At 33.9% G+C, this 16,274-nt stretch carries 14 protein-coding genes and 1 tRNA gene; 6 read left to right on the top strand and 9 right to left on the bottom strand.

Annotated features, from left to right (window positions below):
* Positions 1 to 59: 59 nt before the first annotated feature.
* The 3 genes from FA048_RS16900 to FA048_RS16890 form a co-directional block, all read right to left on the bottom strand.
* Positions 60 to 785: a hypothetical protein gene (locus FA048_RS16900; RefSeq protein ID WP_136843334.1), complete on the bottom strand. Its 726-nt coding sequence runs from the start codon at positions 783 to 785 to the stop codon at positions 60 to 62.
* A 98-nt stretch (positions 786 to 883) separates the two neighbouring features.
* Positions 884 to 1,357, bottom strand: a complete 474-nt coding sequence (locus FA048_RS16895) for an ankyrin repeat domain-containing protein (RefSeq protein ID WP_136843332.1) — start codon at positions 1,355 to 1,357, stop codon at positions 884 to 886.
* Positions 1,358 to 1,577: 220 nt separating this feature from the next.
* Positions 1,578 to 1,928 (bottom strand): Spx/MgsR family RNA polymerase-binding regulatory protein, encoded by a 351-nt coding sequence (locus tag FA048_RS16890; protein ID WP_136843330.1) that lies wholly within the window; start codon positions 1,926 to 1,928, stop codon positions 1,578 to 1,580.
* 210 nt (positions 1,929 to 2,138) lie between these two features.
* Between FA048_RS16890 and FA048_RS16885 the strand changes: the two genes are divergently transcribed.
* The 5 genes from FA048_RS16885 to FA048_RS16865 all read left to right on the top strand — a co-directional run bounded on the left by FA048_RS16885 (position 2,139) and on the right by FA048_RS16865 (position 7,650).
* On the top strand, positions 2,139 to 3,641 hold the full coding sequence (locus tag FA048_RS16885; protein WP_136843328.1) for a sensor histidine kinase: 1,503 nt from the start codon (positions 2,139 to 2,141) through the stop codon (positions 3,639 to 3,641).
* A 12-nt stretch (positions 3,642 to 3,653) separates the two neighbouring features.
* Entirely contained in the window at positions 3,654 to 4,817 is a 1,164-nt protein-coding gene (locus FA048_RS16880; protein ID WP_136843326.1) for a TlpA family protein disulfide reductase, read from the top strand.
* A gap of 2 nt (positions 4,818 to 4,819) precedes the next feature.
* The gene (locus FA048_RS16875) at positions 4,820 to 6,322 is read left to right on the top strand and encodes a TlpA family protein disulfide reductase (protein WP_136843324.1); all 1,503 of its coding nucleotides are present in this window, start codon (positions 4,820 to 4,822) and stop codon (positions 6,320 to 6,322) included.
* 162 nt (positions 6,323 to 6,484) lie between these two features.
* Entirely contained in the window at positions 6,485 to 6,802 is a 318-nt protein-coding gene (locus FA048_RS16870) for a GIY-YIG nuclease family protein (RefSeq protein WP_136843322.1), read from the top strand.
* Positions 6,803 to 6,954: 152 nt separating this feature from the next.
* Positions 6,955 to 7,650: a LytR/AlgR family response regulator transcription factor gene (locus FA048_RS16865; protein ID WP_136843321.1), complete on the top strand. Its 696-nt coding sequence runs from the start codon at positions 6,955 to 6,957 to the stop codon at positions 7,648 to 7,650.
* A 1-nt stretch (position 7,651) separates the two neighbouring features.
* On the opposite strand, the gene pth is transcribed toward FA048_RS16865, so the two are convergent.
* The 4 genes from pth to FA048_RS16845 all read right to left on the bottom strand — a co-directional run bounded on the left by pth (position 7,652) and on the right by FA048_RS16845 (position 10,150).
* A complete protein-coding gene (gene pth / locus FA048_RS16860; RefSeq protein WP_136843319.1) occupies positions 7,652 to 8,212 on the bottom strand; it encodes an aminoacyl-tRNA hydrolase in 561 nt (186 codons plus the stop codon).
* Positions 8,213 to 8,423: 211 nt separating this feature from the next.
* Positions 8,424 to 9,005: a 50S ribosomal protein L25/general stress protein Ctc gene (locus FA048_RS16855; protein ID WP_136843316.1), complete on the bottom strand. Its 582-nt coding sequence runs from the start codon at positions 9,003 to 9,005 to the stop codon at positions 8,424 to 8,426.
* 62 nt (positions 9,006 to 9,067) lie between these two features.
* Entirely contained in the window at positions 9,068 to 10,009 is a 942-nt protein-coding gene (locus FA048_RS16850) for a ribose-phosphate pyrophosphokinase (protein ID WP_136843314.1), read from the bottom strand.
* Positions 10,010 to 10,079: 70 nt separating this feature from the next.
* Positions 10,080 to 10,150 (bottom strand) — tRNA-Gln (locus tag FA048_RS16845).
* A gap of 232 nt (positions 10,151 to 10,382) precedes the next feature.
* Between FA048_RS16845 and FA048_RS16840 the strand changes: the two genes are divergently transcribed.
* Positions 10,383 to 13,475, top strand: coding sequence for a glycosyltransferase family 117 protein (locus FA048_RS16840; RefSeq protein WP_136843312.1), 3,093 nt, complete (start codon positions 10,383 to 10,385; stop codon positions 13,473 to 13,475).
* A 75-nt stretch (positions 13,476 to 13,550) separates the two neighbouring features.
* On the opposite strand, the gene FA048_RS16835 is transcribed toward FA048_RS16840, so the two are convergent.
* Both FA048_RS16835 and FA048_RS16830 read right to left on the bottom strand, forming a co-directional pair.
* A complete protein-coding gene (locus FA048_RS16835; protein WP_136843310.1) occupies positions 13,551 to 14,516 on the bottom strand; it encodes an acetyl-CoA carboxylase carboxyltransferase subunit alpha in 966 nt (321 codons plus the stop codon).
* 159 nt (positions 14,517 to 14,675) lie between these two features.
* On the bottom strand, positions 14,676 to 16,265 hold the full coding sequence (locus FA048_RS16830) for a S10 family peptidase (protein ID WP_136843308.1): 1,590 nt from the start codon (positions 16,263 to 16,265) through the stop codon (positions 14,676 to 14,678).
* Positions 16,266 to 16,274: the final 9 nt, after the last annotated feature.

Here is a 16,274-nt window from a genome sequence, read left to right as displayed (position 1 = left end):
TCATTGCTTATTATTCGATAAGCATTAGACTGCAAAATAGTAACTCATGTTACAAATAATTAATTGCTAGTTTTTGGTTTGATTAAAGGAGGAAGATGTCTTTGATCTGCAGGTAATTTTAGCCATGCATGATATGCCTTAACTGTATAATAAGCATAATTAAATGGCCTTTCTGCTTTAATTTGATCTACTGTAGGGCGATATAAAGAAATAAAATCTTTGATGCCTGGCCCTTCAAATTTTACAGCCGCCTTAATGTATTCCTCATTAAAGTTCTTATTGATTTCTGTTTGGTATCTTTCAATTTCTTCTAGTTCTTGAACCTTAATTTGTTCCTTACGCCATTTACCATAGCCTAAATTAAGGCGAAAACCTCCTCGTTCTTTCGAATAATCAATTGACTTCACAGGAGGTTTATTATCTGGATTACCTAAATTACCTAAATAGGGAGAAGTTTTAACACCATTAATATCAACCGTTTTCAGGTTATTTACCTCTACTCTTAAATACACATTCTTTGGGAAAAGATTAGTCAAATAAACGGTATCTGTTTGAAAGCCAGACATGCCAAAAGAAACTAAATCGCCAATTTTAGCAACAATTGAAAAGTGCCCATCTTTATCAGATAACGCAAATGTTTTAGTTGAGAGGTTTTTAATTGTTGCTCCTTGTATAGATGTATTTCTATTATCATTATCAAAAATATCTCCCGTTAAGATGTTATTTTGCGCTAATAATTTAAAGGGGGAGGTAATGAGTAAAAGAAGAATTAACTTTTTAAGCATATCCAAATTTAATGGTCTTTTGGTTTTGCATTGCCTATTTAACAAAATTTAACAAAAGTAAGACGATATTTTATAAAAATAGTTAGGCTTTTTCAATATTAAGCACCCAACAAATCTTGCGCCTTTTTATTACCCTGCTGCACTGCAAGGTCTGCAGCCCGCATTCCTTTACCATCACAAATTGTACTATCAGCCCCATGCAATAATAAAAGTTGCACCAACTCATTTTTTCCAAACATTGTAGCAAACATTAAAGCAGTTCTACCATCATTGTGTTGCAAATTTAAATCAGCCCCTTGTTCAATTAACAGTTCAGCAATAGCCAGATGACCTTTAAAAGATGCACCCATTAAAGCCGTATTTCCTTCTAAATCTTGAGTATTAACAGCAGCTTTATTTTCCAACAACAATTTAGCAGTTTCATATTGATTGCTATCACAAGCGATAATCAAAGGTGTACATCCTTTTTCATCTTTAATGTTCACATCTGCATTGCCTTTTAACAATTCATTTAACACATCTAAATCGCCCGTTCTGGCGGCATGAAGAAGTAATTCATGTTCTATTTGCATCTTATTAATATTAGTTCGTTAGGCTAATAACAAACGAAGATTATTAAGGTTTTAAACTACTTTAACACAGTAATCTTCTTTCTCATAGAAGGGATAGCCTCGCTAAGAATCAGTATCATATTGCGGTTGAGGTGAGTTTAGAACTGTAGATCTGTAATGGTATCAACATGAATATCGCCATATTTGTGAAATACTTTTATTCCTAAAACGCAGCTTTGTTTTAAATTGCCAACTTTTCTTGATAAGCATCTTCGCTAAAACCTAAAAGGATAGCTTTTCCATTTTGCTCAACAATAGGTCGTTTAATGGCACTTGTATTTTGCATTAGATAAGTAATTACTTTGTCTGCCGAATTAACATTGGCTTGTTCTTCCTTACTTAGTTTTTTAAAAGTTAACCCATTTTTGTTGATTACTTTTTCCCACCCAAAAGTATCAAACCACTCTGTTAGCTTTTCTGCACTCACGCCTTTCTTCTTAAAATCATGAAACTCGTAGTCTATATAATTAGCTTTTAACCAATCTTGGGCTTTTTTAACCGTGTTGCAATTTGGGATGCCGTAAAGTTTCATAGTTGTGGGTTATGAGTTGTGAGTTGCAAGTCGAATTGCAACATTAGGCAAACTTAAGTCTTTAAAATACAACTTCAAAGCATCAAACTCGTAACTTTTAACCTATAACTCGTAACTTCTTCTAATTCATCACATTTTTTTACGAGTTCATCACATTTTTTAAATAGGTAGCTTTATCCTTCTTAAAATTGTGGCATCAAACTAAAAAGCATGAAACAAAAAGATTTACAAAAGGCAGAATTTTGGATAGCAACCATACTCTATTGCGTGGCCATTATTATCCTTATATCTAATACAGGAGACAGAAGACATTCATTTGAATATTATAGAATTAAAAATGAGGGCTTAACCTTCTCTTACCTGTACAATTATTTTCTTCCTAAACTTTTCGAATATTCTGTCATCTATTTTGGTTTTCTATCAATTAACTTCTTAATTATTCCGCCATTAATTAAGAAACAGCAGAATACGCTAAATGGAATATTATTATTCGGCTTACTTGTGGTGATGGGCTTAGTAATCAGTATATCAAAAACTTATAGTTCATCTTACATTTTAGTTGAATATGATGATATTCAATCTGCGTATAACCGCATTTTCTTTAAAGGCTTTTCGAGTGCTTTATGGATAATCATTTCTATAAGTGGATATGTCTTATTGAAAGAGTTTATCAGTTATCTGATAGAAGACAATAAAAAAATTGAGGGTACTCAAAATCAAATCAAAGTTGATATCGGGTTTGGGCTTGCCTTTTGGTTCGTTGGATTGTTATTGTGGGTATCAGCCAGTGCGCCATTTGAAATTATGATTATATGGACTTTAGTAATACTAGCCAGCATAGGCATTTTTGTTTATGCATTGTATTTCTATCTGCCCAAACATTATGCAAGAGCCTATAAATTTAGAAGATATTTTTGGCAAATTATGTTGGCTACAGTTTTATCTGCATTACCTGTTTGCTTAATCACCTTGTTAATGGTAAGACAAGAAGAATTTGGAGCAATTGTTCTTTGTTTTCATTTTCCAACTCAAATTATTATAACCTTACCTTTAGCGTGGTATATTTATAAGAGCAGATTAGCTAATAGTAATCAGATTTCTACTTTAAGAACAGAACTTGGTAAATCTGATGCAAGTTTGAGTTTCTTACAATCACAAATAAACCCCCATTTTCTGTTTAATGCCTTAAATACTTTATACGGAACCGCCTTACAAGAAAATGCAGAACGCACTGGCGAGGGCATTCAGAAATTAGGAGACATGATGCGGTTCATGCTCCATGAAAATGTACAGGATAAAATTTCCCTAACCAGAGATGTTGATTATTTAGAGAACTATATCGCCCTGCAAAAATTAAGAACTTCTCGTTCTGCAGATATCGTTATCGATACTCAAATTGACGAGCAATTAAATAATTTTCAAATTGCCCCGATGCTTTTAATCCCTTTTGTAGAAAATGCATTTAAACATGGTATTAGCTTACAACAACCATCGCACATTAAGGTAACATTGCAAACAAAGGAAAATACCTTGTATTTTGATGTGCATAACAGCATTCATATTAAGCCAGATAATGACCCTGAAAAGTTAAAAAGTGGAATTGGATTGGTAAATGTAAAACAACGTTTGGCTTTATTGTATCCAGGTAAACACGAGTTGATTATCAGAGAAAGTGCAAAAGAGTTTTTTATTCATTTAACGATACAGTTGTAAATACCATTTAATATGAAATCAAAAATTATAGCTCTTTTAGCCTTATTGATATCTCTAAATAATTTATATGCTCAAAAAGTAGATTCCGCAGCATTAGGTATTCTAAAAAAATCATTTGATAAAATTGCTGAATTAAAAAACATCAACTACAAAATGGTTTTTAAGGATACTTGGATTACAGGTGGCGGAGTTGCTGAACATCAGGTTAATACCGCCTATGCCAATCAGTTCGAAAAAGAAAATACTTTGTATATTTTCAACGATAAATCTGCCAACTATATTACAAAAGATACGCTTTATCAATATCAAGAATATCCAGACAAAAGTGTTGAAGCATTTAGTAAATGGGATAGTCACAAAGCAAATAAATACAGCATATACAATTTATTAGGCAGTGACAGTAATTTTCTATCCAGCGAAACAGCTTCTATCTCTTTTAATAAAGCAAAATGGGCTGATGGTTTTTATGTGATAGATGAATTATATAAAACGGGAAAGAATGATAATGGAACAAAAACCACTATAAATAAATATACAAGGTATTTTATAGACAAAACAACACTTTTACCTGTTAAGAGCCTTTATTTTTCGCAATGGGAAAGTGATCGTCATGAGCAAACTATAGATATTTACGACCGCGAGGTTTCATTTCCAAAAGAAAATCCTGCATCAAATTTTCAAATGGATGTTTTTAAAACAATATCGCTTAGAAAAGTTAAGCCCGTTGTGGCAGAAGAAAGTTTTCCACTCTTGGGCAAGCTAGCGCAAAATTTTGTAGCTACAAACCTTAAAACCAATAAAAAAGAGAGTTTATCTAATTACAAAGGCAAAGTAGTATTATTAGATTTTTGGTATTTATCTTGCTCGCCTTGTCGCGAATTAATGCCTGTACTCCAACGATTAAGCAAAAAGTATACAAAGAACAATTTTGCGGTAATAGGCGTAAACATATCGGATAAAAACCAAACCGAAATACAAAACTACCTTAACGATAAAGGCTTTCAATACCCACAGCTTTATAATACTAGCCATGTTAAAGAACTATACAACCTTAAAGCCTTTCCTACAACTATTTTAATTAATAAAAAGGGGGAAATAGTAAATGCTCACATTGGTTATTCTGAAGATTTTGAAGAAAAAATATCAAAATTAATTGATAACCAGCTTAAAAAATAAACATGAAAATATTTAACAGGTTAGTCTTACTATTGGTTCTAAACATATGGTGTATTCAGAGTTATGCCCAATTTAAACTTAGTGGAAAGATTTTAGATTACGATGGCAAGGCAGAATTAAAAATAAATATCCCCTTAGTTTTTGGTTTCTATAAAGAAAATTCCGTTCAAATTCCTGTTGAGAAAGACGGCTCTTTTAACATCGTCTTACCAATTAAGGAATCAAAATTTGCCAATCTAATTTACAAAAGAACATTTCATACTTTGCTCTTAAATCCTAACAAAACCTTAACTACCAATTTAAAAGACACAACTTTAACTTTAATTAGCGGAATAGCTTTACCAGAAAACAATGTGATGCAAAAGGTGAATGTAGAAGAATACCCGTTCTTTTTTAAGAATGATGGGGGAAATGAATTTTCTAACCTTTCTTTTTTGCAACTTAAAGAACAAGTATTAAACCCCTATTTTACACAACGTGATGAGAAAATTAAAATAGTTAATGCATCAACTATTGCTGCCAAATACAAATTATTAATTGTTACAGAACTTAAATCTATAGCTTACAATTACATTAACGATTATGCAAGAACGCAAGTTTCTAATAAGCGAGTAGTAGACAGTTTAATCCTACAAGTTTTTGATAGAGCCGATTTAAAACCACTTACATTTCCTGCAGGTCCACAATATTTTGCTTTTGTAGATAATTATATCCGCTTTTTAGAAACCAAGGCATTTGTTAAAATTAAGGCGGAACAAATACCATCAAACCAACCTATTCCATATTTTGGGATAAGCTTGGATAGTGCAAACGTAATTGTAAAAAAATTCGATAAAAACTATTGGAGATGGATTGGCGCAACTCATAATTTTCCATTAAATATTGTTGAAAAATACACTTATCAGCAATTGGTAAATCTATATAACAATAAAGAATTAAGACCATTTAAAGGACTTTCAAGTGCCTTTAATAATCAATTCCCTCAAAGCATTCATTATCAAGATATCCTATCGAAAACAAATAGTTTACATAAAATGCTGAGTGAAAATGAAACCAATGCAAATATTCAAATTGCAACTGGTTTTGAAAAGTTAAATTCAATTGCCGAATTGATCCAATCTTATAAAGGAAAAGTAGTCTATTTAGATATTTGGGGAACGTGGTGTGGGCCATGTAAAGAAGAACTTGCTTTTATTCCTGAATTAAAAACTCGGTTTAAAGGGAAGGATGTAGTGTTTATTTATCTAGATATGGATGAAGAAGATAAAGATTCTTCATGGAGAGAGTTCATCAAAATAAATAAAATGGAAGGCATCCATTTGCGAAAAAATAGGCAAACAATAGCTCCAATCTGGAAGGAATTATTGGCGAATGCAAAAGATAAAGCAGAATATTATCCTCAATATTTTATATTTGATAAGGATGGAAAATTAGCAGTTACAAAAGCGCTAAGGCCTAGTTCAAAAGAAGCACTTTATACACAGTTGGAGAATTATTTAAAATAAATGCCTTTTATTATTTGTCAAACTAGCGTTAGTAGAAGAGCTAATTCAATAAATAAAAAATCCTTCGACTACGCTCAGGATGACATTTTTTATTTATTATATTCACAATACTTAAATAAGATGTCACGCTGAGCGTAGTCGAAGCGCCAATTCATAAAATAAATGAAATCATATTCAGTTTATATTTTAAAATGTAGTGATGGTTCTTATTATACTGGAATTACAAATGATATAGATAGAAGATTATATGAGCATCAAAATGGAGAAAATATAACTTGCTACACTTATAAAAGAAGACCTTTATCTTTAGTATTTTTCGAAAATTTTCCAGATGTAAATCAAGCTATAGAATTTGAGAAGCAAGTTAAAGGCTGGACAAGAATAAAGAAAGAAGCAATTATAAACGACAATTGGAATAAACTTAAAGAATTATCAATTTGTAAAAATAATACAAGCCATACTAATTACATTAAACCTTAAACTTCGACTACATATCTACCCGACAGACCAATGTTCGTAACTTAAGCATTGTCACTTTTCGACTACGTCAGGATGACATTTTTTTTGATTTTATATAAAACTTAATAATATTTTATAGGTAGCCAGCGCTCAGCCTAACAATTTTTACTTATATGATTGCAATAGCAATAGATGATGAACCCATAGCTTTAGACATTGTTGCAGCGCATGCTAGCAAGGTGCCATTTATTGAGTTAGAAGCCCAATTTACAAATGCTTTTGAAGCCATAACTTATCTTCAACAGCACAGAGTGGATTTGATTTTTTTAGATATTAAAATGCCCGATATTAGTGGAATTGAATTTCTGAAAGCTTTGAGCAAACCGCCAATGGTAATTTTCACCACTGCCTATAGCGAACATGCTGTACAAAGCTTTGAATTAGATGCTGTTGATTATTTGTTAAAACCTTTTTCGCTTTCTAGGTTTTTAAAAGCCTGCAATAAAGCAAAAGAACTTTTTGATTTACGTAATCAAGCGCCAGAAAGCAAAGCTGATTTTATCTTTATTAAAGATGGCTATGAGCAGATAAAAGTTTTATATCACGACATTTCATATATAGAAGCATCTGGGAATTACACACAATTTCATTTAACCAATGGTCGCTTGTTAAGCTCTCGTATTACGATAAATGAATTAGTTGATTTGTTGCCTCACAAAGAATTCATCAGAACTCATCGGGCATTTATTATTGCTAAAACTAAAATTAGCAAGTATGATCGTTCTCAAGTTTGGATTGGTGACCAAATCATCCCAATAGGCACAACTTATAGTGAATGTTTAAATCCCAAATCTCTAAAAGGGATTTAAATTACTTATTGAAAAGTGTCATTGTTTGTGCCGGGCCAATGGTTACAAAACTTTTAATCATCGTTACCCCCCTATTAATTAATGTTGGCAGCTCTTTTTGTTCATCCTTATCAAATTGACCTAATACGTAATCTGCTTGTTGACCTTTTCTAAAGTTATCACTAATACCAAAGCGCAAACGAGCATAATTTTGTCCACCACAAACTTCCTCAATGCTTTTTAAGCCATTATGCCCTGCGCTACTTCCTTGTAGTTTCATTCTTAATTTACCTAAAGGCAATGCTAAGTCATCCACCAAAACCAACACGTTTTCTGGAGCTATCTTTAAATCCTTCATCCAGTAATTAACTGCTTTACCACTTAAATTCATAAATGTAGTGGGTTTAATGACATGCAATTTTTTGCCTTTAAAACCAACTTCAGCATAATAGGCTAAACGTAAAAGCTCAAAGTTTCCACCCAAGCTTGACACTAATTCATCCGCAATGTTAAAACCAATATTATGTCTGGTATTGGCATATTCTGGGCCAATGTTACCCAAGCCAACGATGAGGTATTTCATTTTGTAAATTTAAAGCTAAAAGCTGAAAGATTAAAGACTAAAGCGAAAGAAGTCCAAAAGACCATTTCCAAAATCATCTTAAAAATCCTGCGTCTCCAAAAATCCTGATAAAAAAAGCGGTAAAGAATTTCTTCTATACCGCTTAATTAGTTAGTACAACTAGTGATATTAAATCTGTGAAATCCCGTTAATCGGTATAATCACTCTATAATTATTTACCTTTAGCTGCTTCTGTTTCTGCTTGTTTTAATGCTCTAGACATACCAACAGAAACGATTGTATCTTCTGGTGTATTAGTTACTACATAATCACCTTTTTCTAAATCACGAACGCGGAATAAGTTTCCAACTTCCATTTTAGAAATGCTCACTTCTATTACTTGAGGCATATTTTTTGGTAAAGATTTTACGCGTAGTTTACGTAATTTTTGAACTAATTTTCCACCCATTTTAACACCTGGAGAAGTACCTACCAATTTAACAGGAATTTCCATTACAATTTCTTTTTCATCAAATAATTGAAGAAAATCTACGTGCATTAATACATCTGTTAGTGGATGAAATTGAGCTTCTTTTATGATAGCTTTAGTTTTAGTACCACCAATGTTGATTTCTAAAAAGTTAGCTTCTGGAGTGTAGATAGCATCGTTTAAATCGGTAATTAATATAGCAAAGTGAACTTGCTCTTTACCACCATACAATACTGCAGGAACTTTACCTTCATAGCGAAGCTCTTTAGCATCGCGTTTCCCTACGTTCTCTCTTGGAGAACCGCTAATTGCGATTGTTTTCATTTTTTATTTATTTTAATTAGTATATAGTATTTAGTATAAAGCAGTTACACCTTATACAATTATTAAACTCTAAATAAATCACTTATTGAGCCGTGCTCATTTACATTGGCAATTGCTTTTGCAAATAATTTAGCTGTGCTCAATACTTTAATTTTAGCACTCTCTTGTTTTAGTGGAATTGTGTCTGTTACGATTAATTCTTCTAACATTGAGTTCTCAATTGTTTCGTACGCTTTCCCAGATAAAACTGCATGTGTACAAACTGCTCTTACACTATTTGCTCCATTCTCCATAATCAAAGCTGCTGCTTTAGCCAATGTACCAGCGGTATCGCAAATATCATCCATCAACACTATATCTTGTCCGGTTACATCTCCAATAATAGACATAGACTCTATTTCATTGGCACGTAAACGACGTTTATCACAAATTACTACCTCAGCATTAAAAAACTTTGCAAAAGTACGAGCCCTGTAAGATCCGCCCATATCTGGAGAAGCAATAGTTAAGTTTTTTAAACCTAGGCTTTTAATATAAGGCACAAAAATAACCGATCCATCAAGATGATCTACCGGAATATCAAAGAAACCTTGTATCTGTGCAGCATGCAAATCCATTGTCATGATGCGATGAATACCTGCTGTTTTTAATAAATTAGCAACCAACTTTGCTCCTATTGCTACACGGGGTTTGTCTTTTCTATCCTGACGAGATAAACCATAATAAGGGACCACCGCTGTAATGTAATGTGCTGAAGCTCTTTTAGCTGCATCAACCATTAACAAAAGTTCCATTAAATTATCGCTCGGCTGATTAGTAGATTGAACTAAGAAAACGTCACTTCCTCTAATTGATTCATCAAAAGAAGGCTGAAACTCGCCATCACTAAACCGACTTAAAGTTACACTTCCTAGTGGTTTGCCGTAAGCTTCGGCAATTTTTTTCGCTAAATCTTTTGTACCGCTTCCGGCAAAAATCTTAACTGGGTTAAATTGCAATGGCATGATTTGCGGGTATCAATGCTGGTTAAAAAAAATCGGATTGCGGTTTTATTCACAATCCGAAAAAAAATTGTTGCCCGACCAGGATTCGAACCTAGACAAACGGTACCAAAAACCGTTGTACTACCTTTATACTATCGGGCAATTTTCCACATCAAGTGTTGTTCTGAAATGGAATGCAAATTTACGCTAATTTTTTATAGCTGCAAGTCCGAATTCAAAAAAAATTAAAATATTTTCAAAAGTGCATTTATCAGCCCATTAAACCGTTAATTTTTGTTAAAAGAGGTTATTATTTTCCATTAATATCAATCTATTTCATTATTTTCGGCTGCATTTTTATGTGCCAAACAATTTATTATTACCAATTTGTACAATGAATTATTCTAAAATAAACAACATAATAGGCTGGATTTGTTTCTTTATAGCCGCTGTAACCTATATTCTAACTTTAGAACCTTCTGTAAGTTTCTGGGATTGTGGTGAGTTCATTGCCTCTGCACTTAAAATGCAAGTTGTACACCAACCAGGTGCACCCTTATTTTTAATGATTGAACGTTTCTTTTCATTACCTGCCTTTGGAGATGTTAAAAAAGTTGCCTATTTCATGAACATGGGGTCTGCAATTGCTAGTGCTGCAACTATTTTGTTCCTTTTTTGGACTATTACTGCACTCGCAAAAAAGATTTTGGTTAAAAAGAACGAAACCATAAGCAACTCTACCTTGATTAGCATTATGGGCGCTGGTTTAGTTGGAGCTTTAGCTTACACATTTTCAGATAGTTTCTGGTTTTCTGCTGTTGAGGCTGAGGTTTATGCCTTATCGTCTTTATTTACAGCAGTTGTATTTTGGGCAATTTTAAAATGGGAAGCAGTTGCAGATGAACCACGTGCAGATAGATGGCTATTGTTTATTGCCTATATCATGGGGCTTTCAATTGGTATTCACTTGCTAAACTTACTTACTATCCCGGCTATTGGATTTGTATATTATTTCAAAAAAACTGAGAAACCTACTACACAAGGTATTTTTAAAACCTTTGGTATTGGTGTGCTAATCTTGGCTGTAATTCAGTACGGAATAATTCAATACTTGGTTAAATTTGGAGCTTATTTCGACTTGTTTTTTGTGAACACACTTGGAATGGGCTTTGGAATGGGTGTACTTTTCTTTGCTCTTTTATTAATTGGAGGATTAGTTTGGGGCATCCGCTACTCTATTAAACGCAACAAGAAAATTTTAAACTTAGCTCTACTATCTACTACGCTTATCATTTTTGGTTACGGTTCGTTTGCTATGATCATTATCAGAGCTCAAGCAAAACCTAACTTAAACAACAGTAATCCTGATAATGCTTTCTCTTTTTTAAGTTACTTAAACCGTGAACAATATGGCGATAGGCCTTTACTTACAGGACCAAACTATAATACACTTCCTAAATACACAGACGAGGGCTATCCTGTAATTGATACCGGTGAGAAAATATATAGAAAAGGTGCTGAAAAATATGAAGTAGCTGGTGTTAAAACAAGTCAGGTATATGGTGTAACAGACCGTTTTCCTGATAGTTTAAAGCGTTTACAAAAAACTGTTCTCTTCCCAAGAATGTATAGTGAAGAAGCTAGACATGTAAGTTATTATAAAGATTGGATGCATTTGAGCGATCAAGATGTACCAACTGTTTTTGATAATATTGGATTTTTTGCAAGCTACCAAGTTGGCTTTATGTACATGCGTTATTTTGCTTGGAATTTTATAGGCAGACAAAACGAAGATCAAGGTCAAGGTAGTTTATATGAAGGCCGTGCAATTAGTGGCATTAAGCCAATTGATGCGCTTAGTTTTGGCGACCAAACAAACCTACCTCCATCAATTACAGAAAGTACTTCCTATAACCGTTTCTTTGCTTTGCCACTAATTTTAGGAATATTAGGAGCACTATGGCACTTTACCAGAAACCCTAAAGATGGCGGTATCATTGGTTTATTGTTTATCTGCACTGGTATAGCCATTGTAATTTACCTTAACCAGAAACCAATGGAGCCAAGGGAAAGAGATTATGCCTATGTGGGGTCTTTCTACGCTTTTGCAATTTGGATTGGCCTCGGGGTACTCGCCCTAAAGGAATGGGTATTTAAGAAACTATCTCCAAAAACCGCAGCTATTGGAGCCACAGTAATTGCCTTAGGTATGGCACCAATATTAATGGCTAGCCAAGGCTGGGATGACCACAACCGTTCTGAGAAAATGGTTGCCCATGATATTGCGGTTAGCTATATGGAATCTTGTGCACCAAATGCAATATTGTTTACCTATGGAGATAATGATACTTACCCACTTTGGTATATTCAGGAAGTAGAAGGGGTCAGACCAGATATTCGTTTAGTTAATTTAAGCTTATTCGACACCGATTGGTACATTAATGGTATGAGACGTAAAGTTCATCAATCAGAACCATTACCAATTACGATGAAAGAGTCTCAGTATGTTTCTGGTGTAAGAGATTATATGAGATTTACTGATGCACAAATACAAGGTAATGTAGAACTTAAAGAAGTTGTAGATTATTTATTACAGGGTGATAACGATTTACCAACCAAAAATTTAAAGTTAACGGTAAATCTTCAAGATGTAATTAATACAGGCACTCTACCTGCAAGTGAGGCTAACAAAATTGTTCCTGTAATGGAATGGAAATTTAACAAGGGCTATATTACCAAGGGTACATTAGCTATGTTTGACATACTTGCACACAACAACTGGAAAAGACCTATTTATTTCTGTAGCACAGTTCCTTCAGAGCAATTTAATGGTTTAGACAACTATTTATATAACGAAGGCTTAGCATTGCGCTTGTTGCCTTTAAAAAAGGATAGCTTAGAAGATACAGGCGAGCAACCTATTAATTTGGATCCGATGTATAACCACGTTATGAATAAATTTAAATGGGGTAACATCAAAACTGCTTCCTATTTAGATTCTCAATCAGCAGACGATGTTTCTATATTTAACAACATGTTTAACAGTTTAATAACTGGATTGATTAAAGCAGGTAGAATTGATGATGCTAAAAAAGCGATGAAAAAATATGATGAAGTAATGCCTACAAAAATATACGGCATTCGCATGATGATGGGTGTTGCTACTAGAGCACAAAACTTATACATTTTAGGCGAAACTAAAAAAGCAAATGATTTGCTTAAGAAATCTGCCGCCTATATCCAGAAAGAACTAACTTACCTTGCTGATGTTTCAAAAAGTAAAGGTGGTGAAATAGTTGGTGGGCAAAACGGTCAAATTGGATTAAACTATGGTCTATTGCCTATGGCACAAACTGCAGCTCAATATAAACAAATGGATTTAGCCAAGCAATTGGCTAGCCAATATGAAGCATTGGATAGCAGATTTGATAATATCTTTAGCCGTTCGAGACAACAACAGATGCAAGAACAATCAGGAGGACAATAGTCTCTGAAAATGATAAAGCACAAAAAAAAGCTTCTCGAAATCGAGAAGCTTTTTTTATTAGTAAAGGATTAAAAATTAACCTTCAACTACTACGCCCATTGCACAGAATTTATCAATTCTAGTTGAAATAAGCTTGTCTGTATTTTGCTTGCCTAGTTCTTTAAGGTCTTTTAAAACTTGCATCTTAAGTGTTTCTCCCATCAATTCTGGGTTCTGATGTGCGCCACCAAGGGGTTCTTTCACTATCCCATCTATTAATTGGTTTTTAAACATATCATCAGATGTTAGTTTCAAACATTCTGCAGCTTTCTCTTTAAAATCCCAACTTCTCCATAAAATAGAAGAGCAAGATTCTGGAGAGATTACAGAATACCAAGTGTGTTCTAACATATATACTTTGTCTCCAATACCAATACCTAATGCTCCGCCAGATGCGCCCTCTCCTATGATAAAGCAAAGAATTGGCACTCTCAACACAGACATTTCTAATAAATTACGAGCAATCGCTTCTCCTTGTCCGCGTTCTTCTGCTTCTAAACCTGGATAAGCACCCATTGTATCAATAAAAGAAATAACAGGTTTGTTGAATTTTTCTGCTAAACGCATTAAACGTAAGGCTTTTCTATAACCTTCTGGATTTGCCATACCGAAATTACGGTACTGACGCTCCTTGGTGTTTTTTCCTTTTTGATGACCGATAACCATAACTGTTTGACCATCGATAGTTGCAAAACCACCAATAATAGCTTTGTCATCTTTTACAGTTCTATCGCCATGCATTTCAATGAAATCATCGCAAATCATGCTGATATAATCCAAAGTTTGTGGTCTTTCTGCATGACGAGACATTTGAACTTTCTGCCAGCCAGTTAAATTGCTGTAAAGCTTTTTACTGGTTGCGTCTACCTTCTCGTCTAGTTCAGTTAGTGTTGCAGACATGTCTACCTTTGTCTTATCGGCAACTTGCTTTACCTTTTCAATTTGCTGCATCAAATCAGCTAAAGGTTTTTCGAAATCGAATGATGTTTTGATCTGTTCCATAAGCGGGTTACAAAACTACGATAATTAGATAAAAGAACAAAGAGCAAAGATTAAGGATAATTTGCTTACCTCACTTAGCGGCTAATATTAATGTTTGATTATCAATACTAGTTCTTTAGTCTTTGCTCCCACTCGTACAGCTTTATACTTTCATCTTTTTTAAAACTTAGCTGGTACGCCTGGTTTTGGCAAAGCTTTTTCAATAAACTCTCTTATATGGTCATTACCCATTTTAAGGTCTGGTTTACGCAAGTACATCATGTGCCCGCTTTCGTAACCTTCCCAGCTCATTCTGTCTTTTAACTTGCCACTAGGGTCCATTTGCCACATGTTATATTTGGCGTTGAAATAATCACAAGCACCATCATAATAACCAGATTGAACCAATACATGTAAATATGGGTTTTGTGCCATAGCTGCTCTTAGGTTTTCACCAGAATTGTCACCAGTTCTATCCCAGGGATTAACAGGACCAAACATATTGTATTTTAAATCTGTTTTGTAATTGAGTTCATTGCGGATGTACATATTAATTGCAGGGGTAAATGAATGCAACCATGAAGTTAGTTCTGCATTGTAATCTGGACTTTCTCCGGCTGCTGCCCTATCAATTCCTTTATACCTCGAATCTAATCTACCCACAGTAAAGCCTTTATCTCTGAGTAATTCTTTCCAAAATAAATTGGTAGAAACATCTAAGTTATTCTGTAAAATAACTTTTTCAGCTATTCCAGAGTATCTTGCCATTCTAGCTGCTATTTTTTGCTTTTCTTCTATTGGCAAAAACCCACCTTTTGCAATTGCAGGTATCAATTCATTTACAGTAAATTTCTCTACTTCTGGCAACATGTCTGTTAACTTTTTACCTTGCAGATCTGATGGCAACATTTTATGGTACCAAGCCGTAGCAGCAAAATAGGGTAATCTTAATGCAGCATCCATAACTGTACCTCTTTCTATACCAAGCTCTGTTGGCGATACTAAAATAACACCATTTAAATACATCCATTGGTTACTTTGAAGTTCTAAGGCTAATCCAGAAACGCGTGTTGTACCATAACTTTCACCGATTAAAAACTTAGGGGATGCCCAACGGTTATTACGAGTTACAAAAGTATTGATCCACTCTGCCAAATATTTGATATCAGCTCTTACGCCAAAGAATTTACTAGTTGGCACATCTTTGTTTGTTATACGAGAATAGCCTGTATTTACTGGATCTATGTAAACAATATCTGCTATATCTAAAATCGATGTATTATTGTCTTTGTAACCATAAGGTTGAATTGGATAGCCTTCATCGTCAATATTTAACACTACTGGGCCAGTGTAAGCGATATGCATCCAAACTGAGGCAGAACCTGGACCACCATTAAAAGAAATTACCAGTGGACGGCTATCTTTATTTTGAATATCGGAACGCTCATAATAGGTATAAAATAAACCAGCAATAGGTTTTCCATCTTCATCCCAAACAGGTAAGGTACCCGTTGTAGCTTTGTAAGGAACAGATTTGCCTCTAATTGTTACTGTGTGGTTGGTAATCACAGCACTTTCTGGAACAATTGTTCTTGAAGCTATATTCGAATTGGTTTTTACTTCTTCTTTAACTTGAGCTGATGCTGCAGGAGTAGTTGTTGTAGTTGGCCTTGGACCGTTTTGATTTTGACCACCTTGAGGTCGTTGTTGCGCAAATGCAATGCTAACAAAACTTAATGCAATAAGTGTTGAGGTAAAGATTTTCTTCATTTGAGATAC

Origin of the sequence: Pedobacter polaris (assembly GCF_005116505.1) — a bacterium.
In the GTDB taxonomy this organism is placed as follows: Bacteria; Bacteroidota; Bacteroidia; order Sphingobacteriales; family Sphingobacteriaceae; genus Pedobacter; species Pedobacter polaris.
This window is presented reverse-complemented; position numbering and strand designations above follow the sequence as displayed.